General features: G+C 57.1%; 25 protein-coding genes. 11 read left to right on the top strand and 14 right to left on the bottom strand.

Features of this window, described 5'->3' with window-relative positions; genetic code table 11:
- The first annotated feature begins 89 nt into the window (after nucleotides 1–89).
- Nucleotides 90–815: an FkbM family methyltransferase gene (locus LCM21_RS13930; protein ID WP_224891140.1), complete on the top strand. Its 726-nt coding sequence runs from the start codon at nucleotides 90–92 to the stop codon at nucleotides 813–815.
- A gap of 133 nt (nucleotides 816–948) precedes the next feature.
- Here LCM21_RS13930 and LCM21_RS13925 read toward each other — a convergent pair whose 3' ends face one another.
- Complete coding sequence (locus LCM21_RS13925) at nucleotides 949–1,434, bottom strand: RNA pyrophosphohydrolase (protein WP_224891139.1); 486 nt, start codon at nucleotides 1,432–1,434, stop codon at nucleotides 949–951.
- A gap of 135 nt (nucleotides 1,435–1,569) precedes the next feature.
- Here LCM21_RS13925 and LCM21_RS13920 point away from each other — a divergent pair, with 135 nt between their 5' ends.
- Complete coding sequence (locus tag LCM21_RS13920) at nucleotides 1,570–3,597, top strand: NADPH-dependent 2,4-dienoyl-CoA reductase (protein ID WP_224891138.1); 2,028 nt, start codon at nucleotides 1,570–1,572, stop codon at nucleotides 3,595–3,597.
- 60 nt (nucleotides 3,598–3,657) lie between these two features.
- On the opposite strand, the gene LCM21_RS13915 is transcribed toward LCM21_RS13920, so the two are convergent.
- Both LCM21_RS13915 and LCM21_RS13910 read right to left on the bottom strand, forming a co-directional pair.
- The gene (locus tag LCM21_RS13915) at nucleotides 3,658–4,572 is read right to left on the bottom strand and encodes a glycosyltransferase family 8 protein (RefSeq protein WP_319003917.1); all 915 of its coding nucleotides are present in this window, start codon (nucleotides 4,570–4,572) and stop codon (nucleotides 3,658–3,660) included.
- 148 nt (nucleotides 4,573–4,720) lie between these two features.
- Complete coding sequence (locus LCM21_RS13910) at nucleotides 4,721–5,161, bottom strand: DUF4399 domain-containing protein (RefSeq protein WP_224891136.1); 441 nt, start codon at nucleotides 5,159–5,161, stop codon at nucleotides 4,721–4,723.
- Nucleotides 5,162–5,389: 228 nt separating this feature from the next.
- Here LCM21_RS13910 and LCM21_RS13905 point away from each other — a divergent pair, with 228 nt between their 5' ends.
- Nucleotides 5,390–6,301: a LysR family transcriptional regulator gene (locus tag LCM21_RS13905; protein ID WP_068336630.1), complete on the top strand. Its 912-nt coding sequence runs from the start codon at nucleotides 5,390–5,392 to the stop codon at nucleotides 6,299–6,301.
- A 248-nt stretch (nucleotides 6,302–6,549) separates the two neighbouring features.
- Here LCM21_RS13905 and LCM21_RS13900 read toward each other — a convergent pair whose 3' ends face one another.
- The 4 genes from LCM21_RS13900 to LCM21_RS13885 are packed head-to-tail and all read right to left on the bottom strand — an operon-like array spanning nucleotide 6,550 to nucleotide 9,465.
- Nucleotides 6,550–7,452, bottom strand: coding sequence for an OmpA family protein (locus LCM21_RS13900; RefSeq protein ID WP_224891135.1), 903 nt, complete (start codon nucleotides 7,450–7,452; stop codon nucleotides 6,550–6,552).
- Nucleotides 7,449–8,021, bottom strand: a complete 573-nt coding sequence (locus LCM21_RS13895) for a peroxidase-related enzyme (RefSeq protein WP_224891134.1) — start codon at nucleotides 8,019–8,021, stop codon at nucleotides 7,449–7,451. The genes LCM21_RS13900 and LCM21_RS13895 overlap by 4 nt, the downstream gene beginning before the upstream one ends.
- A 14-nt stretch (nucleotides 8,022–8,035) precedes the next feature.
- On the bottom strand, nucleotides 8,036–8,746 hold the full coding sequence (locus LCM21_RS13890) for a GNAT family N-acetyltransferase (protein ID WP_224891133.1): 711 nt from the start codon (nucleotides 8,744–8,746) through the stop codon (nucleotides 8,036–8,038).
- Complete coding sequence (locus tag LCM21_RS13885) at nucleotides 8,743–9,465, bottom strand: competence/damage-inducible protein A (RefSeq protein ID WP_224891132.1); 723 nt, start codon at nucleotides 9,463–9,465, stop codon at nucleotides 8,743–8,745. The genes LCM21_RS13890 and LCM21_RS13885 overlap by 4 nt, the downstream gene beginning before the upstream one ends.
- Before the next feature lie 52 nt (nucleotides 9,466–9,517).
- On the opposite strand from LCM21_RS13885, the gene sfsA reads away from it, so the two are divergent.
- On the top strand, nucleotides 9,518–10,225 hold the full coding sequence (gene sfsA / locus LCM21_RS13880) for a DNA/RNA nuclease SfsA (protein WP_224891131.1): 708 nt from the start codon (nucleotides 9,518–9,520) through the stop codon (nucleotides 10,223–10,225).
- Nucleotides 10,226–10,238: 13 nt separating this feature from the next.
- Here the strand turns inward: sfsA and LCM21_RS13875 are convergent, their stop codons facing one another.
- Nucleotides 10,239–10,634 (bottom strand): RidA family protein, encoded by a 396-nt coding sequence (locus tag LCM21_RS13875; protein ID WP_224891130.1) that lies wholly within the window; start codon nucleotides 10,632–10,634, stop codon nucleotides 10,239–10,241.
- Between the two features lie 272 nt (nucleotides 10,635–10,906).
- Here LCM21_RS13875 and map point away from each other — a divergent pair, with 272 nt between their 5' ends.
- Nucleotides 10,907–11,719, top strand: coding sequence for a type I methionyl aminopeptidase (gene map, locus LCM21_RS13870; protein ID WP_068336647.1), 813 nt, complete (start codon nucleotides 10,907–10,909; stop codon nucleotides 11,717–11,719).
- Here map and LCM21_RS13865 read toward each other — a convergent pair.
- From LCM21_RS13865 to LCM21_RS13855, 3 genes are all read right to left on the bottom strand, one after another.
- Complete coding sequence (locus LCM21_RS13865; protein WP_068336649.1) at nucleotides 11,707–11,886, bottom strand: hypothetical protein; 180 nt, start codon at nucleotides 11,884–11,886, stop codon at nucleotides 11,707–11,709. The genes map and LCM21_RS13865 overlap by 13 nt on opposite strands.
- Before the next feature lie 88 nt (nucleotides 11,887–11,974).
- Entirely contained in the window at nucleotides 11,975–12,535 is a 561-nt protein-coding gene (gene rsmD, locus LCM21_RS13860; protein ID WP_224891129.1) for a 16S rRNA (guanine(966)-N(2))-methyltransferase RsmD, read from the bottom strand.
- The gene (locus LCM21_RS13855; RefSeq protein ID WP_224891128.1) at nucleotides 12,532–13,743 is read right to left on the bottom strand and encodes an NAD(P)/FAD-dependent oxidoreductase; all 1,212 of its coding nucleotides are present in this window, start codon (nucleotides 13,741–13,743) and stop codon (nucleotides 12,532–12,534) included. The genes rsmD and LCM21_RS13855 overlap by 4 nt, the downstream gene beginning before the upstream one ends.
- Before the next feature lie 99 nt (nucleotides 13,744–13,842).
- Between LCM21_RS13855 and LCM21_RS13850 the strand changes: the two genes are divergently transcribed.
- The 4 genes from LCM21_RS13850 to LCM21_RS13835 all read left to right on the top strand — a co-directional run bounded on the left by LCM21_RS13850 (nucleotide 13,843) and on the right by LCM21_RS13835 (nucleotide 15,356).
- Nucleotides 13,843–14,328, top strand: coding sequence for a peroxiredoxin (locus tag LCM21_RS13850; protein ID WP_224891127.1), 486 nt, complete (start codon nucleotides 13,843–13,845; stop codon nucleotides 14,326–14,328).
- Between the two features lie 102 nt (nucleotides 14,329–14,430).
- Complete coding sequence (locus tag LCM21_RS13845; protein WP_068336660.1) at nucleotides 14,431–14,676, top strand: glycine zipper 2TM domain-containing protein; 246 nt, start codon at nucleotides 14,431–14,433, stop codon at nucleotides 14,674–14,676.
- An 11-nt stretch (nucleotides 14,677–14,687) separates the two neighbouring features.
- Nucleotides 14,688–15,035, top strand: a complete 348-nt coding sequence (locus LCM21_RS13840; protein WP_224891126.1) for an EF-hand domain-containing protein — start codon at nucleotides 14,688–14,690, stop codon at nucleotides 15,033–15,035.
- Between the two features lie 15 nt (nucleotides 15,036–15,050).
- Entirely contained in the window at nucleotides 15,051–15,356 is a 306-nt protein-coding gene (locus LCM21_RS13835; RefSeq protein WP_224891125.1) for a hypothetical protein, read from the top strand.
- Here the strand turns inward: LCM21_RS13835 and LCM21_RS13830 are convergent.
- From LCM21_RS13830 to LCM21_RS13820, 3 genes are all read right to left on the bottom strand, one after another.
- Nucleotides 15,353–15,646, bottom strand: coding sequence for a 4a-hydroxytetrahydrobiopterin dehydratase (locus LCM21_RS13830; protein WP_068336668.1), 294 nt, complete (start codon nucleotides 15,644–15,646; stop codon nucleotides 15,353–15,355). The genes LCM21_RS13835 and LCM21_RS13830 overlap by 4 nt on opposite strands.
- Nucleotides 15,643–16,830, bottom strand: a complete 1,188-nt coding sequence (locus LCM21_RS13825; RefSeq protein ID WP_224891124.1) for a GNAT family N-acetyltransferase — start codon at nucleotides 16,828–16,830, stop codon at nucleotides 15,643–15,645. The genes LCM21_RS13830 and LCM21_RS13825 overlap by 4 nt, the downstream gene beginning before the upstream one ends.
- Before the next feature lie 283 nt (nucleotides 16,831–17,113).
- Nucleotides 17,114–17,569: a RidA family protein gene (locus tag LCM21_RS13820; protein ID WP_224891123.1), complete on the bottom strand. Its 456-nt coding sequence runs from the start codon at nucleotides 17,567–17,569 to the stop codon at nucleotides 17,114–17,116.
- 292 nt (nucleotides 17,570–17,861) lie between these two features.
- On the opposite strand from LCM21_RS13820, the gene LCM21_RS13815 reads away from it, so the two are divergent.
- Together LCM21_RS13815 and LCM21_RS13810 are read left to right on the top strand one after the other, a co-directional pair.
- Nucleotides 17,862–18,677 carry an MlaA family lipoprotein gene (locus LCM21_RS13815; RefSeq protein WP_224891122.1) on the top strand — a complete coding sequence of 272 codons (816 nt, stop codon included), beginning with the start codon at nucleotides 17,862–17,864 and terminating at the stop codon, nucleotides 18,675–18,677.
- Nucleotides 18,667–19,275 (top strand): MlaC/ttg2D family ABC transporter substrate-binding protein, encoded by a 609-nt coding sequence (locus LCM21_RS13810; protein ID WP_224891121.1) that lies wholly within the window; start codon nucleotides 18,667–18,669, stop codon nucleotides 19,273–19,275. The genes LCM21_RS13815 and LCM21_RS13810 overlap by 11 nt, the downstream gene beginning before the upstream one ends.
- Nucleotides 19,276–19,317: the final 42 nt, after the last annotated feature.

Raw genomic sequence — 19,317 nt, 5'->3', positions numbered from 1 at the left:
GCGAACAAAATGCGTGCCGTAGCGAGCCATTTTGAATGCTTTGTAGAGCCAATGTGGCGCAACTTTTACGCTAAAGTGTCCCGAATCGAATGAATTCTGAACTCACAGTCCGTGCAAAAAAGCTGATTAAAGCAGGTGGTCCGGTTGGCGCTCTGGCGCGGTTGTCGGGAGCTGTAGACAGGCCGGGAGCGGTGTTTGATATTGGTGTGAACCGCGGAACAATCGCAAGGCATCTGATCCGTATTTTTCCCAACAGTCAGTGCTTTCTCTTCGAGCCATTGCCGCAGCAGGCCGTTTTTATCGCCGACCGCTTTCAATCTCACAGAAACGTAACCGTAGTTGAACAAGCTCTGAGCGACAAAAGCGGTCGATCCGAATTTTATGTCGGGAAAAAGGTCGGGACTTCTTCGCTCTTACCAATGAATGGCGCAGCGCTGAAAAACCATCCAGAGGCTGTTGTGGACACCACGATCGAGGTTGATCTGAATACGATTGACAATTTTTGCGAGGAGAAAGGTATTGACCATGTCGTTTGTATGAAGACTGACGCTCAGGGATCTGAATTAAATATTTTCAAGGGAGCGGCAGCCATGTTGTCCGAGCAGCGGATCGACATGATCATGTTCGAATGGTTTGCCACACCGCATTATAAAAACTGCCCGCTGCTGCTAGACTTGTGTAATGAACTGGATCGGCGGAACTATTCAATGTACGATATTTTCCCAGAACGCTCCTTCAGAAACGGTCAGAGGCGGTTCGGGAATGCCGTGTTCATTTCTGATATGTTTCGCGAAAATAACCTTTCGCAACTCTAAGTAGAAACTGTATCTGGCTTTCGACTTAAGTGCGAAAGGTGCGCTGACACTACTTCCGTTTCACAGGCATTTTTTTGAGCAGATCAGCTCGTGACAAGACGTCCGCTGTGGGCTCATAACAGACAAAAAGAACTCACCCCAAATACCCCTCAAACGCCTCCATCACCCGCTCATACACATCTCGTTTGAACGGCACGATCTCATCGATCAGGCGCGCGGGGTCCTGCCACTTCCAGCGGGTGAACTCGGGGTGTTCAGTCTTGATGTTGATTTGGTCATCAGCCCCCAGAAAACGCATCAGGAACCATTTCTGTTCCTGCCCGCGATAGCGGCCCTTCCAGATCTTGGGTACGATGTCATGCGGCAGGTCATAGGGCAGCCAGCCATCGGTTTCAGCGATGATCTGAACCAGATCGGCAGTGACGCCGGTTTCTTCCCATAACTCTCGCAGGGCCGCGTCGCGGGCGTTTTCACCTTTGTCCACGCCGCCTTGAGGCATCTGCCACGCATCCTCAAACCGGTCGTTGCGCTGGCCGACAAAGATTTTACCCCCAGTATTCATCAGCATTAGCCCGACACAGGGGCGATAGGGCAGTTTGGCGATCTGTTCGGGGGTCATGCGCGGCCTCATGGTTGTCCGGCCAAGCTGTACCAAGCGTGACCGCTGCAGCAAAGGGGGTGACGTGAGGTTTCGCGTGACAAAGGTGACGCGCACGGCAATTTGGGGCATGACGTCAGGAGGGAGAGTTTTGCCATGACCGCGTACCCAAACATGCTGGCCCCGCTTGATCTGGGCTTTACCACCTTGAAGAACCGTGTGTTGATGGGCTCGATGCACACGGGGCTTGAGGAAACCGGCGACTGGAACCGGGTGGCCGAGTTCTATGCCGACCGGGCGCGCGGCGGCGTGGCACTGATGGTGACGGGTGGGATTGGTCCAAACCTGGAAGGATCGGTTCTGCCGGGTGCATCGATGATGACGACCGAAAAGGACGTGGCGAACCACTCTATCGTGACGGACCGGGTGCATCAGGCGGGCGGCAAGATCGCGATGCAGATCCTGCATGCGGGCCGCTATGCCTATGGCCCGAAATGCGTAGCGCCCAGCCCGGTAAAATCGCCCATTTCGCCATTCCCTCCAAGCGAGCTTGATGAGGAGGGCATTGAGAAACAGATCAGCGATATCGTCAACGCTGCCGTTCTGGCTCAGAAGGCGGGTTATGATGGGGTCGAAATCATGGGGTCCGAGGGGTATTTCCTAAACCAGTTCCTCGTGACCCATACCAACAAGCGTACCGATCGCTGGGGCGGGTCTTACGAGAACCGGATGCGCCTGCCCATCGAGGTCGTGCGCCGCACGCGTGAAGCAGTGGGCCGAGAGTTCATCATCATCTACCGCCTCTCCATGATCGACCTTGTTCCCAACGGCTCGACCCATGACGAGGTGGTGCAACTGGCGCAAGAGATCGAAAAGGCCGGCGCCACGATCATCAACACTGGCATCGGCTGGCACGAGGCGCGAATCCCGACCATTGCCACCAGCGTTCCCCGCGCGGCCTTTGCGTGGGTCACGAAAAAGCTGATGGGTAAGGTGTCTATTCCGGTGATCACCTCGAACCGCATTAACACCCCCGAGGTGGCCGAAGAGGTGCTGTCGACAGGTTGTGCCGACATGGTCTCGCTGGCCCGCCCGATGTTGGCGGATGCGGATTTCGTCAACAAGGCAATGGCAGGAGAGTCCGCCAAGATCGCGCCCTGCATTGCCTGTAACCAAGCGTGTCTGGATCACACGTTCAGCGGCAAGCTAACATCATGTCTGGTGAACCCACGCGCCTGTCACGAGACCGAGCTGGTGATCGAGAAGACCGACAAGCCAAAGTCCGTGGCCATCGTCGGCGCAGGTCCGGCTGGGTTGTCCACCGCGATGACCGCCGCCCAGCGTGGCCACAGCGTCACCTTGTTCGACCGTGCCAGCGAGATCGGGGGCCAGTTGAACATGGCGAAACAGGTTCCGGGAAAAGAGGAATTCTGGGGGTTGGTTGACTGGTACCGCACCATGATGGCCGATCTGGGTGTCAAACTGGAACTGAACCGCGAAGTCAGCGCCGATGATCTGACCGGCTTTGACGAGGTGGTGATCGCCACGGGTGTCACCCCGCGCGATCCGCAGATACCCGGGCAGGACCGCGACAACGTATTGAGCTACATCGAAGTGCTGCGCGGCAAGGCCGTGGTCGGCGCATCCGTTGCTGTTATCGGTGCAGGGGGTATCGGCTTTGACGTCTCTGAATTCCTGATCGAAGACGGCCACAGTGCGACCACAGACCTCCCCCTTTGGATGAAGGAATGGGGCGTCACCGACCCCGCCAATCACCGTTCGGGCCTCGCCCCCGAAGGTCCACAGCCCGAGGCGCCCAAGCGTCAGGTTACGCTCTTGCAACGCAAGAAACAGGCGCATGGCAAGGGGCTTGGGAAAACCACGGGCTGGATTCATCGCGCGACGCTGAAAATGAAGCAGGTAAATTTCGTGGGTGGCGTGAACTATGAAAAGATCGACGAGGACGGCCTGCATGTCAGCTTTGGCGAAGACCGCGCCGATCCGACTGTCATTGCAGCGGATACGATTGTTTTATGCGCCGGGCAGGTTTCTGACCGCAGCCTTGCAGATGCGCTGATCGAACGCGGTATCACGCCGCATGTTATTGGCGGGGCGGATGTTGCCGCGGAACTGGATGCCAAGCGGGCGATTAATCAGGGTACACGATTGGCGGCGGCGTTCTGAGATTACCTGGACTGGCCTGATGTCCGGCCCGCTGGGGGCTTTACCGCAAGGCGTGCAAACTTACATCGAAAATGTCAGGCCGGTATCGTTTTCAAAACGCGCGACATAGTCCCGGTAGTCGCGATAGGCCCGGCGACACAAGAGACGCGTGAGGGCCGTCGCCTTCCATGGTTTCTTGCCGCCGACATAGTGCCACATTTTCGGATTGTCCCGCGCCTCGGCCAGTTGCGCCCGAAAGAGATCTGTCATTTTTCGGTATTTCGGACTGACGGTGTCAAACCAGATTTGGGGCCGCGTGTTCCACTGCATGGGCAGTCGGCTCCATTTGCCAAAAAAAATCTCGTTCAGCCTATCCTGTTCGGGCAGATCGTGGATATGGGGGATCAGCCTGTCGAAGTCGTCTAAGTCACTTAGATCAGCGCTGTTCCGGATTGCCGGGCAGTCCATCACCATGATGCCTGCGTTGAAGTAGTTTTCGCCGGGAATGAAGCCAAGCCTGATGCTTTTGATCACCCTGGTCAGGGATTTCTCGTATTCTCGCGCTGGTCTGAGCATCTGTTGCAGGTTCGGGCGCAGGAACCGGCCTTCACCCATCGTTACCAATCCCATGTCGACGCAGGCCCCGAGTGCATGGCCATCAAGGTCCTGTTCCAAAAGCTCGCACACGTCCGAAAGGACAAGCGTATCAGCATCGATGAAAACACAACGCTGGTCACAGAGTTCAGGCAGGAAGAGGGGCAGCAAGGTGATTGCCGGAAACTTTGTTTTGAAATCCGGGAACCTATTGAGCTTGGCAAGGTCATAGGCGCGGTAAGACACCGTGCCGCGCGCCAGAGTGCTGTTTACCTTTTCGACCAGAGCAATATCATCAGATGTGAAGTCTTGCCCGAAAATGGTGACATCAATCGCCTTGCTGGCATTCTGAATCGCCGAATATGCAGATACAAGGGCTGGAAACAGAAGATTCCCATCCACGCCGTAAACCACTTGCATAACAAACCTAGGAATATGTTTATTTGATGGGCACAGTTACAACCACGACGAACGTATTGCAATTGCAACCCTGCGCCGGACTGCATTGGTTGCTTTTTGATAACATGTTCCCGAATGTGAACCCGTGGGTTCATTCCACTGTTATCGTGATCACTTCCGAAACGATCGGAGTTGCATGCGGTACATGGCTGGCATCACCCAGAACCAGTTGCAGCGTATGCTCACCGGGTGGAAGGTCCAGCGTTACCTCTGTCTGGCCGCCGCCGAAATGCAGGTGGTTGTCATCGGCGGGCAGGCCATAAGCCAGCTCATCGGCACCGTCTTCACCTTCGCCAATTGGCGGGCGATCTATCAAAAGGTGGTGGTGGCCGGTGTTCTCTTTCTCGGCCCCGGCTGGGGCAACGCCCATACCCCTAAGACCAAAGACCACCGTGACCGGAGATTGAACCGTTTCCCCGTTGGCAGGGGTCACGAAATAGACTTCCGCGTCGGGGTTTGATGGTGTTTCTCCTCCGGCCAACGCAACGGTTGCGGACAGGCACAGGGCCGCAATTGCAAAAAGCGGTTTCATGATCTCCTCCATGGTCACAAATTTGCCATTCTCATCCTAGCATATCAGGATCACCGGTCCCAAAATCGGTCTCTTTTATGGGTGTAGTGTATTTGGAAACCATTGTTTCCGCGTTTCCCATCTGCAAACGATCCGTTTTAAAACCCTGATATTATCCCATGTCTGCCCAGTTTCCGCCCAGATTGACGCCAATAGTGAGACAAAGAACGAAAGACCTGGGGAATGAGAATGGACCGACTGACCGAAATGGAAGCCTTTGCCAACGTGGTGGACCAGGGAGGCTTCACAGATGCGGCCAAGAAAATGGGCATCTCTAAATCGGCTGTGTCAAAGCATGTATCCAGCCTTGAGGCCCGGTTGGGCGCGCGGTTGCTGAACCGCACCACGCGTCGCGTTTCCCCGACCGAGATCGGATTGGCCTATTATGACCGCGCGCGCCGTGTGTTGAATGACGCGGGCGAGGCGGATGCGCTGGTTACATCAATGCAGTCGGCACCGTCTGGCCTGTTGCGGATCAGTGTGGCGACGGATTTCGGGGTGAATCACCTGTCACCGGTTTTGTCGGATTTTCTGGCCGCCTACCCGGACATTACGGTGAACATGGTTCTGAACAACCGCTATGTGGAACTGATCTCGGAAGGATTTGACGTGGCCGTACGTATTGGTGAGCTGGAAGACAGCACCCTGCGCGCCCGCAAACTGACTGAAACCGTGAAACGGATGGTCGCCGCGCCCAGTTACATCGAAAAGTTTGGCCGCCCGCAGAAGATCGACGATCTGAACGAACACAAACTGCTGCACTATTCCAGCCAGTCATCCGGCAATGTCTGGCGGCTGACCGCACCATCCGGCGAAAAGCGACAGGTGCGCACGGCCGGCTGGCTGAGCGTCAATGACGGTCAGTCGCTGCTTAATGCGGCCATCTCGGGTCTGGGGATCGCCTATCTGCCAAGCTATCTATACGCGGACGCGCTGAAAACCGGTGCGGTTTTGGATGCGATGCCGTCCTTGCCTGACGAAGTGCAGGGCATCTATGCCGTCTATCCACCCGGCCGTTTCACGCAACCCAAGGTGCGCGCTTTTATTGATTTCCTCGTCGAGTCCTTCGCAGACAAAGGCCTGATGGACTGGGCGAGTTAACAGAAACAACAGTACGCTGGCGGGAATTCTTGCTGCGTTCTGTGAAATGACTCACTTCGTTCGCTTAAGGTGCTGGCAATACGTCAAAGAAAATCTCATATTGTCTTTGTTTCGTCGACAAATCGTCTTTTTTGGTGAAGATAGTTTATAGAATAGCACATATCTCCTCGGTAAACTTCGACGGCCCGCGCTTTGATGCGGGTCATTTTTTTTGAATTGTCAGAACCCTTCGACGCAGGAAAGCCGAGTCAGTTGACCAGCAGCACGGCCTCAACCCGGCGATTAAGGTCGCGACCTTCGGGTGTGGCGTTCGAGGTTAGGGGGGCTAGGTATCCGATTCCGCGCGCTTCGATCCGGTCGCCTGACACGCCATATGCTTCAATCAAGCGGGCGCGCACCGCTTGTGCCCGTCCCGTGCTGACAGAAATATTGGCATCCAGCGCACCGGTGTCGTCCGTATGCCCTACAAGTGCCAGTCGCGTGCCCGGGTTGTCGGCCAGATAGCCCGCTATCTGCGCCAGTGAGGCAAACGGGCCGTCGCCCAGGGTGATTTCACCGGTACGGAAATTCAGATCGTCCAGAATAACGTGCCCGTTCTGCGCCAGGGCAGAAAGCAGTCCGCCCGAGTTCTCGACTGTTTCTTCGATCACCAATGGGGGAGGGGCAGGGGCGTCTACCGGGGTCACCCGGATCATCTGGATGTAACCGCTGGGCGGGTTGCGGCTGACCAGCAGGCTCAACACGTCTTCTCCGCGTGTGGCGGCCAGAAAGCGATAATCCTGTATCGCCACGTACATGTCGGGGGTTGGCACCACCTCTGTCGCGAAGCGGAAGTCGAACCCGCCGCAGGCCTTGGCGGCACATTCGAACATAATGTCATAACCTTGCGCGGTGATTTGTTCGCGCAGCGGCGCCAGAAGTTGCAGTGTTGTGCTGGAACCAGACTGCACGCGCCATGTGAACCTTTCGACACGACCTTCGACTTGGCGCACCGGCAGGGTGCCACCGTCGAATGGGCCGGTCGGCATGTCGTAACTGTCGAGCGGACTGACACGTTCGCTTAGCTGGCGCGCGCCGGTGGGCAACGTCAGATCCTGTGCGGCAAGGGGTCCTGCCAGCACCAAAAGGATCACTTGGGCAATTCGGATCATCGAGCCTGCGCGTGATAGTCGTCGTTCGGAGCCATAGCAGTCGCGCTTGCAACCCGGTTAGACATGTTGAAAAACCCGGCGACATTGGCAATATCCCAGATATCCCGGTCGGTGAAACCTACGTCGCGCAGACGCTGGCGATCAGGCTCTTCGATCTCAGTGCTGGCTGTGGTCATCTTGGCGGCGAAATCCAACATCGCGCGCTGGCGGGGGTTCAGATTGGCAACGCGGTAATTCATAATCAGCCTCTCGCCCAATTGCGGATCTCCAGAAAGCTGCCGCACTGCCGCGCCATGGGCCACTAGGCAGTAGAAGCATTTGTTGATTGCTGACACGACCACCGCGATCATTTCGCGCTCTAATTTGCTTAGGCCGCTGTCGCCAAGCATCAGGTCATTGTACATCGCGGTAAACGCGTTCAGCTTGTCGATGTCAAAGGCATAGGCGCGCAGCACGTTGGGCACAAAGCCAAGCTTTTCAACGCAGATATCAAAATACTTTTGCGTTTCGGGGGGCAGTGGGTCCACCATTGGCAGGTTCAGCGCAGTGGGCATAGTCTGGTCGGTCACGTCGGGCTCTCTCCTTAGGCAGACTGACGGTAGTGGTATTCGTCGACAATCTCCATCCCAAGTGCGTGATATAGCCTGTTAGCACCGTCATTTGCCTTGGTGCAGATCACGCTGAGCGTTTTGGCGCCGTTCGCCTGCGCCCAAAATGCAGCAGCGCGCATTGCCCACGCACCCAGCCCCTGCCGGCGGTGTTCTGGCAAAACCTCAAGTGCGTGAACCATGACAATGCCGTCCTGCAGCGCAGCAAAGCTGGTGCCGGCGGGATGATCGCTGCGACGCAAAAGAAAACCGGTTTTCGGACCCTTCGCGCGGTCCATTACGGCGATCCGTTCCGGCCCGATCCCGCCCTGCGCCCAGATTTCGCGCATAATGGCCAGAGGCTCCCAAATGGTGAAGACCGTCACACGGGGGATGGGGATGTCGGTCAGATGATCAACAGGGCAGGCGTAGATATTGACCGGGTCCAGAACATTATACCCCCGCGCGGCAAGCTGCGCGTCCAACGCTTCATCCTCTGGACGTAGGCAAAACAGGCGCTTTTGCCCCATCGCCTGCATCGCGGCTTCGGTGGCGTCAATATCAGCCTCGGTCGCCGGACCCAGCGCACTTGCGGCACTCACGCGTGAGCCGCCGCCCTGTCCCTGTCGCAATTGAAACGGCCCTAGCCTTTCGTACCGCGCAGCAGGCCAAGTGCCGTCGACGATGGCGGCCCAGTTGGTGTTCACAGATTCAATTCTTTCGCCAAACGGGTTATGGCCGCATCAATTTGCGCGCCGTTCGTCCCCCGTACGACCACGTTTGCACCAAAGACACCATTGACCTGGAATGGATAGCAGCCGATTGAAAGATCCTGAAACGTCTCGGCCAATGCGGCGAGGGTTGCGGCGATATCGCCTTCGCCCTTGTTGACGCGCAAGGTCTGTGACAACAGCGGATTGCCCCCGGTCAGGCCGGGTAGCACGCTGGCGACCATAGCCTGAAAAACCGATGGCACCCCGGCCATCACATGCACGTTTTCAATGGTAAAACCGGGTGCTGTCGAAACCGGATTGTCGATCAGCGTAGCCCCGTCCGGAATACGTGCCATCCGCAACCGCGCGTGGTTCAGCTCCAGACCGGATTTATCGTAATGCGCCTGCAGCAACGCTCGCGCATCCTCGCGCACGTCGATGGGCCTGCTGAATGCGCGCGCAATGCAATCTGCGGTGATGTCGTCATGGGTCGGACCGATCCCGCCGCTGGTAAATACAGTGTCATATGCCTGCGACAGCGCCTTGACTGCAGTTTCAATGGCGGGCGCGTCGTCGCTGACGACACGCACTTCTTTTAGGTCGATACCGTGTTTGGTCAGCTCTCCGGCCAAGAAGTGCATATTCGAATCACGGGTCCGGCCCGACAGGATCTCATCTCCGATCACAAGCATTGCAGCGGTTGGATTGGCCATGGTACGCGCCTCCCTCTTGATCGACCTTTGGGGCAGGTATAGGCCGTGAGGCATGCGATTTGAAACCCCCCTCGTCCCCGCCCGCCTGATCCGCCGCTACAAACGCTTTCTGGCGGATTGCATGCTTGAGAACGGGCGCGAGGTCACGGCCCATTGCGCCAATCCCGGCTCGATGATGGGGCTGGCTGAACCGGGTGAAAAAATCTGGCTTGAGCCGAATGACGATCCGAAGAAAAAGCTGAAATACGGCTGGCGATTGGTCGACCATGAAAACGGGCATTTCACTGGTGTGGATACATCCGTTCCCAACAAGGCGCTACGGGCTGCGTTAGAGGCGGGTGAGATACCCCAACTGGCCGCCTATGGCACCATTCGGGCCGAGGTAAAATATGGTGAGAAAAGCCGCATCGACTTTTTACTGAGCGAACCGGGGCTGCCGGATGCCTATGTCGAGGTAAAAAGCGTAACTTTGTCACGACAGCCGGGTCTGGCCGAATTTCCAGACAGCGTGACCGCGCGTGGCGCCAAGCATTTGGCCGAGCTGTCCGGGATAGTGGCGCAAGGGCACCGGGCGATCATGCTGTATCTGGTGCAGCGTACTGACTGTGACCGGTTTGCGCTGGCGGCGGATATCGACCCCGCCTACGCCAAGGCGTTCGACGCTGCAAAAGCGCAGGGCGTGGAAAGTTTGATCCATGGAACGCGAATTTCGACTGAAGGGGTATGGGTGCGGCCCGAAACAGGAAACTGGGTCAAGTAAGCACAGCTTGGCGTCAATCGGCGACAACGGCGTCCACTTCGATCTCGACCAGCCATTCGGGGTTCACGAAACGGTCGATGGCCATGATTGTGTCGACCGGCCGCGCATCCAGGCAGTAAAGTTTCCGGGCCTCAATCGCCTGCTTCCAATTGTCGATATCCGTCAGGATCACGCGGGTACGCACGATGTCGTGCAAACCGGACCCTGCCTGTTCCAAGGCTGCTTTGATAATTTCAAAACACTGCTTGGTCTGCACGAACACGTCACCGACCCCTACGGTCTTGCCCTCCTGATCGACCGAGGCGGTGCCGCCTACCGCAATGAAATTTCCCACTCTGACTGCACGGCTGAACCCGACAATGGTTTCCATCGGGTTTCCGTTTGAAATCAATTCTCGCTTGTGCGGCATTGTTCTGCTCCCTGGCAATATCGGCGAAATTCGGCGTCACTATGCAGAATAGGCGCCGAAACGGGCTGAAAATCGAGGGAAATTTCTGCCCGAATCTGTCTGCCAGCCTCGATACAACGCGCTTCACTTATCCAATTGACGCGGTGGCACTTGCAGAACCGGCCCAAAGGACCATCTAATCAACCTACCGCACGCGACCTCAAGCCCTCTGGAACTTTCTGCACAAGCAGCGTAAAAGACGGGTTGCGCGAAACATTCGGAGCCTTGCATCCATGAAAGAACATCGTGGCCGTCTGACAAAGGACGGTATCCGTATCTATGAACAGGGTGACTTTGCCGGTATGCATACGGCAGGGGCCTTGGCCGCGCGGATACTCGACAACATCGCGGAGCATGTTTTTCCTGGCCAAACCACGGGTGAGATTGACCGGATCATCACCCAGATGGTCGAGGATGCAGGCGCAACTTCGGCAACGATTGGCTACAAAGGCTATCAGCACGCCAGTTGCATCAGTGTGAACCACGTGGTCTGCCACGGGATTCCCGGCGACAAACGGCTAAAGGACGGTGACATCCTGAATATCGATGTCACGGTGATCGTGGATGGCTGGTTCGGCGATACATCGCGCATGTATGTGGCGGGCAAGCTGCCGCGCAAGGCCGAGCGTCTGATCCAGGTGACCCATGACGCGCTGTTCAAGGGTATCGAGATGGTCAAACCCGGTAATACCTTTGGTGATATCGGCCACGCCATTCAGGCCTATGTCGAGGCGCACCGGATGAGCGTTGTTCGCGATTTCTGCGGCCACGGGCTGGGCCGGGTGTTCCACGCGCCGCCGAACGTGCTGCATTATGGGCGTCCAGGCACCGGCGCGATGCTGGAAGAAGGTATGTTTTTTACCATTGAGCCGATGGTCAACCTGGGCCGTCCCGAAACCAAGACGCTGGCCGATGACTGGACAGCCGTGACCCGCGATAAATCGCTGTCCGCGCAGTTTGAACACTCGGTGGGTGTGACGGCGGATGGTGTTGACATCTTTACCCTATCGCCGGGCAACAAGTTCCACCCAACCTATTCGTCCTGATCAGCGGACTGGTCGCGCAACAATTTCAACAGCAGGGTTTCGTCGCCCAATGGCGTCATCGCGTCCTGGATGAAGACCGGGGCTCGCATGGGTTTGCGTTCAGGCCCCGTGGCCGCGTCAGCGTCCTTGGGGACAGACCAGATCGAAGGGGTTAGGGCTCGGTCCATGGCGAGTACACTAACACACGCTGGCCAGTTTCTCAAAAGACAGAATAGCTGACGCGAGGCGGGTCAGAGGTCCGTTTGGTTTACTTGGTTATTTGTCTGGATCACCGTGCCACATGAGGGTGATATAGGTATCGCCGTATTTCCGGGCATCTTGCATAGTGAACCCGTCAGGCGCCCGCATCGGTGCGTTTTCTTCCCAAACAATCAGGGCACCGTCAGCCATCCAGCCATCCGATAGGGCCGCAATGGCTTTCTGCCCCAGCGCTTTGCCATAGGGGGGGTCTAGGAAGATCAGGTCATAGGCCTTGCCCGGATTCTCACCCAACCGCGTGACGTCGCGGCGGATCAGGTCGGTGCGGTCGGCGCTGTGGGTCAGGTCGATATTCTTGCGGATCAGACCCTGCGCCACGCGCCCGTCATCCACGAAGGTCACGTGCGCCGCGCCACGCGACAAAGCCTCAAGCCCCAGCGCGCCAGTGCCCGCAAAAAGGTCCAGTACGCGCAAGCCATCAAAATCAATCTGATTGGTCAAAACGTTGAACAGGCTTTCCCGAACCCTGTCGGTTGTGGGGCGCAGATGTGCACCTGCATCCCCTTTGCCGACCGAGGTCAAAGCCCGGCCCCGGAACTCTCCGGCAATGATTCTCACGCTCTAAGCAGCGGTTTCAAGTCCGCTTCGGGGTCGGCAACCACCGCAGAATCGGCGGTCTTTCCTGCGTCAATAAGGCGTTTGCCGACCATGTAGGCGCGCGGGTCGTTCATCGCGTCAACAGCAATCAACTGATCCCCTTTGTAGTACCAGAAGGATACAGTCTGCCCCTCGCCCTGACGGGTCACGACGCGATCATAGCCTGTGTTCAGCCCGGCGATCTGGAGTTTGACGTCATACTGATCCGACCAGAACCAGGGCGTCGCAACATAGTCCTTGCCCGCGCCCAGCATGTTCTGGGCCACAAGCTCGGCTTGATCGATCGCGTTTGGCACGCTTTCCAGTCGGATGCGCGTTCCGGCATGCGGGAAAGACGCGCAGTCACCCGCTGCCCAGATCGAGGGATCGGAGGTGCGCCCATGTGCGTCGGTCTTGATCCCGTTGTCCAACTCTAGTCCGGCCATTTCAGCCAGTTGGGTCGAAGGGGTGATCCCCACGCCAACAACAACAAGGTCGACGTCAAGTTTGGTGCCATCGGTCAGAACTGCGCCGACCACCTTGCCGTCTTCTCCAACCAGATGGTCTAGCCCCACGCCCTCGCGGATATCGGCACCGTGTTGCGTGTGCAAAGCACGAAAATAATCACTGGTCTCGGGCGCGGCTACCCTTTGCAGGATACGATCTGCCATCTCGACCAGAGTCACCTTGACCCCGCGTTTGGCGCAGACGGCCGCAGCCTCAAGCCCGATATAGCCGCCGCCCACGATCAGGGCACGCGCGCCTTCAGTGACATAAGGCTCCATTTCATCCACATGATACAGGTCGCGCACCACATGCACGCCCTTCAGATCACCGCCAATCGAGGCGGGCAGATAGCGGGGTTCAGATCCGGTGGTCAGTGCCAGTTCGTCGTACGAGATCACATCGTCCCCCACGGTGACCGTTTTGGCCTGCGGATCAATCGCCGTTACGCTCTGTCCCAGACGCAGGGTGATGTTGTTTTCGGCATAAAAGCTCTCGGGCCGCAGGAACAGGCGTTCCAGCTCCATCTCTCCCAGCAGATAGGCCTTTGACAACGGTGGGCGCTGATAGGGCAGATGCGGTTCGGACCCAATCAGGGTGATGTCCCCTTCAAACCCGTTCTTGCGCAGTCCGGCCACAAGCGAAGACCCTGCCTGCCCCGCACCTATCACGACAATATGGCTCATGTACCTTCCACCCCGTCGAATTCCCGTGGTTTCATCCACGCGACCACCTATATTGCGGCTAAGCCCGACTCTGCAAATCTAAACGACAGGAGCTTAACAATGATTTCAACAGGTGACACGCTGCCCGACGCCACGCTTACGCAGATGGGTGCAGATGGCCCCGAAGAGGTGCGGATTTCAGACAAGACCAAAGGGCGCAAAGTCGTGATTTTTGCGGTACCCGGTGCATTCACACCGACATGCCATTCGGCCCATGTTCCCAGCTTTGTGCGAACAAAGGATCAGTTCACGGCCAAAGGAGTGGATGAGATCATCTGCGTCGCCGTCAACGACCCTTTTGTGATGAAAGCCTGGGGAGAGGCCACGGGCGCCGCTGATGCGGGGCTGACCATGCTGGGCGATGCCTCGGCCGAGTTCACCAAAGCCATCGGGATGGATTTTGACGCGCCGCCTGCTGGCCTCTATGCCCGGTCCAAGCGGTATGCCATGCTGGTGGAAGACGGAAAGGTCACCGTGCTGAACGTGGAAGAAAACCCCGGAGCGTGCGAAATTTCAGCAGGTGAAAGCCTGCTTGAGACGATCTGATTGCGTTGGCCTCGGGCGATCCTCGGGGCCATGCACGCTAATTAACTTGATGCAACGCCCTGATCCGCCAATAGTTACGGCATACAATCAGGGAGTTCATCAATGAAACTAAAGATCTTCACCCTAATTCTTGGAACTGCGGGCGCTTTGGCTGCCTGTGGCCCGGCACCCACCCCACAACAACAAGCCGCGCGGCAACACGAAATCGCCTGCCTCAGCGGATCGTTGGGCGGAGCGCTCATCGGCGGAGCAATAGGCAACCAGTTCGGCGGCGGGTCCGGACAATCGATCCTGACGGCAACAGGCGCAGCCGCCGGTGCCGTACAAGGAAACAGATTCGCATGCTGAGGAGAGCTGAGATGACACGTGGACTAGTAATTGCTGCAGCTGTTCTGTTGGCAGGTGCGGTTTCGGCTGAAACCGTGGGCGAATTGCATGAAAACGAACTCAAGACCATTGACGCGAATAACGACGGTTTCCTCTCGCGCGATGAGTTCAACGCATTTTCGGACTATGCCTTTCAGGAAATGGACGAGGATAAGAACGGTACGCTGGGACGAGACGAGGCTGAACCGTTTCTGGATATAAAACTGTTCCAGGACGTTGACCGTGACAACAATAATCTTATTTCAAAGGCTGAATATGATGCGCAAATGAGCGCCGATTTTGAGGCCGCGGATCAGGATGGCAATGGTCAGCTAGACTAACAACCGGAGTGTGCGATGAAAAAATGGATCGGTTTTGGATCACTTGCACTGCTGGCAGCCTGCGATGTGCCTCAAGCTCCGGTTGTGACCGGACCGGACGGGCAAACGCGCATTCAGATCAACACTTCGGGTTTGACCTGCTACGACAATAAATGCCTGGATATTAACCCGGCCGCACGCAGTGTCCGGCAGATCGGCAACCGAACAACCAGCATTCCACGAAACATCGATGTCAGCAGCGGCAGTGTGACCCCGGCAGAGTTTGCGCAGATGAGTACCGCTGCATCGCTTGCGGGTGGCGTAGGTTCGGGCAACCGCTAGCAGAGACTGTCCATTTTGCGCGCCAGCTTGGCGTCCAGCGCAGATATTCCTCCAACGTCATGCGTGGCCAGCGTCACCTCTACCGTGCGGTAGACGTTGCTCCATTCTGGATGGTGGTTCCATTTCTCAGCAAAGATGGCAACTTGGGTCATCCAGCCAAATGCGTGTACGAAATCTTCGAAAATAAAGGTTTTTGTGATCGCATCCCGGCCTTCGACCATGGTCCAGCCATTGTTGAACAGCGGATCCAAAAGCGGTCCGCGGGTCTCGGGTGACAATAGTTCGGTCATTGCTGTTCCTCCGGGTTCGATTTCCTGAACGGGCCGTATTCCGTCAGAATCTCAATCTCTTGTCCCACCGCGTGGGCCTCGACGTCCAGATATTTCTTGATCGCATCGGCAAAACCGGGATCGGCGACCCAATGCAAGCTGTGCGTGCGCGTCGGCAAGTAGCCGCGTGCCAGCTTGTGTTCGCCCTGTGCGCCTGCCTCAACGCGGGCCAGGCCCTGTGCGATGGCGAAGTCTATCGCCCGATAGTAACACAGTTCGAAATGCAGGCAGGCATGATGTTCGACGCAGCCCCAATAGCGGCCAAAGAGTGTTTCGCGTCCGATGAAATTCAGCGCCCCGGCAATGGGATAGCCATCCCGTTCAGCCAGCACCAACGCCATGTCGTTCGCCATGGTTTCCTGCGCAATATCAAAGAATTGCCGCGTCAGGTATGGCGAGCCCCATTTTCGTGCGCCAGTATCCTGGTAAAACCGCCAAAAGGCATCCCAATGTTCGGGGCGCAGGTCATCCCCCGTAAGCGTGCGAATATCTCCGCCAAAATCGCAGGCCTGCGCGCGTTCTTTGCGGATGTTCTTGCGCTTGCGCGAGGATAGGGCGGACAGGAACCCGTCGAAATCCTTGTAGCCGTCATTGAGCCAGTGAAACTGCTGCGACTCGCGCAGCATCAGGCCCATCTGCTTGCCGGCCAGTGCCTCTTCCTCGGTGCAGAAGGTCGCGTGTACGGATGAAACCCGATTGTCAGCCGCCAATTGAACCGCGCCCTGCACAAGCGCCGACATTCCCAACGCCTCATACCCCGGTCGCACCAGAAAGCGCCGCCCGGTAGCGGGGGTAAAAGGCACTGCAATCTGCAATTTGGGATAATACCGCCCGCCCGCGTTTTCGTAGGCATGGGCCCAATTGTGGTCGAAAATATACTCACCCTGACTGTGCGACTTGGCATACATGGGTGCAGCAGCAATCAGCATACCGTCGTGGTAGGTCACCAGATATTGCGGCTGCCAGCCCGTACCCGGCCCGACAGAGCCGCTGTTTTCCAGCGCAGACAGGAACCGATGGGTGGTGAACGGATCAAGCGGCCGACCGCCATCTGCAACTTCGGGGCAGGCGCAAGCATCCCAGTCCGCCGCAGAAATCTGCGAGAGCGTCCCAAGAACCTGAACTTCGATTTGTGCCTGATCCATGTGCCCTCCACGTCTTGTCTTTATCTGTGCTGGCAGGGGGAAGGTTCAACCCGGGCGCAGGGCAAATACCCTTCGAAGGTCACATTATCGGCAACGGTGCGGGCGTGTGCCTTTTGTTTGGGTGAACGCACTGTCGTTTATCGGACCGGCCTGCCCATTCGTAACCGCTGAAAACCGTCCCCGAACTTTCTGCTGTCAGTTGCAGATCAATCTTGAGTCCGTATCCGACCTGAACAGCAGCACGAATGGCCGCCCGGCTGTTCTCCGGGCGGTAGGGGCGTGGTCACTGGATCTCGAAAATACCTTCGATTTCGACGGCCACGCCCAGCGGCAGCGCGGCTGCACTGACAGCCGAGCGTGAGTGGCGGCCAGCCTCACCCAATGCTTCGACAAGGAAGTCAGATGCGCCATTGATCACCTGCGGTTGAGCGGTGAAGTCCGAGGTGGAGTTCACGAATCCCGTCAGTTTGATCACGCGGACCAGTTTGTCGATGTCTCCACCGCAGGCGGCCTTGACCTGTGCCAGAAGGTTGATGGCGCAGACCTTCGCTGCTGCCGCGCCGGCCTCGACACCCATGTCTTCACCCAGCTTGCCGGTGATCAGATCGTCATCCTTGGAAATCTGGCCCGAGACGTAGACGATGTTGCCCACCCGCACAAATGGCACGTAATTCGCCGCCGGTGCAGGTGCGTCGGGCAGAGTGACGCCCAGGTTTTCCAGTTTTGCTGCGATGCTCATGAAGGTTTCTCCCAATCTTTGATTCGGGGCGAAGCTATCCGGCACGGCTCTGATCGAAAAGTGCGAAAACAGGAATAGACGCGCCCTACATGTAGGCGTAACTGTTCTTATCCCGAACACTTGAACGCGTGTCGCTTTACCTGCACCCATCAAGCGGGTTAAACGCTAGCTGTTTCATGCTGGTCGTGAAACGTCTACAAGATATCGGATCAGGCCGCGTAACGTGGCCAAAAGGAATATTGGTTTAACGTTCGGGAAAATAATATCCGAACGGTTAGGAGTGGCAAAGACCGTGTTGAGCAAACCCCGCTGCAAGCACCTGATCGTCCTGTCCCTGCTGACAGTGCTTGGCGCCTGCGCCACGCGCCCTCCTGAGGGTACGCCCCCCAACGAAGTGTTCGACCCCTACGAAAAAACGAACCGGGGCATTCACCAGTTTAATCTGGGTGTCGACAGGTTCCTTTTCCGGCCAGCTTCGAAAGGGTATGTCACGATCGTACCCGATCCAATGGTGACCAGCTTCAGTCATTTTGCTGAGAACCTGACGATGCCAGGTCAGGCGCTGGACTATCTGTTGCAGGGCAACATCAAACAGTCCGGTAATGCGCTGTTGCGTTTCTTGGTCAATACCACGGTGGGCGGCGCGGGCCTGTCCGATCCTGCCGCCGAACTGAACCTGCCGCCCGTTGACACTGATTTCGGCGAAACCCTGCATGTTTGGGGTGTCGGCGAGGGCGCTTATGTTGAACTGCCGTTCTATGGCCCGTCTACCCAGCGCGATGCGATCGGTGTTGTGTTCAACCTGTTCTCGAACCCGATCAACTTTTCACCAGTACGACCGGTCGACAATATCGGCGTATATGCCGAGGTTGTGCGGCGTATGGGCGATCGGGGCAGATTCTCGGATACGGTCGACTCGATTCTGTATGAAAGTGCCGACAGCTATGCGCAGGCACAGACGATTTTCATCCAAAATCGCCGCTTTGAACTGGCGCGGGATGATGAAGAAACCTATCTGGGTCTTTACGACGACCCTTATGCCGAAACCGGGACCGACCCTGTCAGGGACCCCTATCTAGACCCCTACGAGGACCCCTATGCCGAGTAACCATCTGAACAGACGCGGCTTTGTCGCCACCTGCATGGCCGGTGCGGTGATGACCGCAATTCCTGCATTTGCGCAGACCGAAGCCAGCGCAAAGGCACTGGTTGTGAGTGTCGTGGATGACATCAACCGCGTGATCGCGTCGGGTAAATCCGAAAAGGCCATGATCCGCGATTTCGAAAAGATATTCGTGCAATATGCCGATGTGCCGATCATGGCGCGCTATGTGCTGGGGGCCGATGGCCGCTCGGCCAGTCCGTCGCAGATCCGGCAATTCACCGAAGCGTTTCAGGGCTATATCTCGAATAAGTATGGCCGCCGTTTCCGTGAATTCATTGGGGGTCAGGTCACCGTTCGCAATGCCCGCAAGATCAAGGCCGGGTACGAGGTGCGCACTTCGGTCAAACTGCAGGGCTCATCGCCGTTCGAAGTGACGTTTCTGGTGTCGGACAAATCGGGGCGGGACAAGTTTTTCAACATGTTCATCGAAGGGGTGAACATGCTTTTGACCGAACGCACCGAAGTTGGTGCCATGCTGGATGCCAGGGGCGGAGATCTGAATCGCCTGATCAACGATATGAAGCGCAATCAGATCAGCTGATCCAATTTACACCGTGCAATTGCGCCGCGCGATTAGCTTCGC

Source organism: Ruegeria profundi (assembly GCF_020171505.1).
GTDB classification, from domain to species: Bacteria; Pseudomonadota; Alphaproteobacteria; order Rhodobacterales; family Rhodobacteraceae; genus Ruegeria; species Ruegeria profundi.
This window is presented reverse-complemented; position numbering and strand designations above follow the sequence as displayed.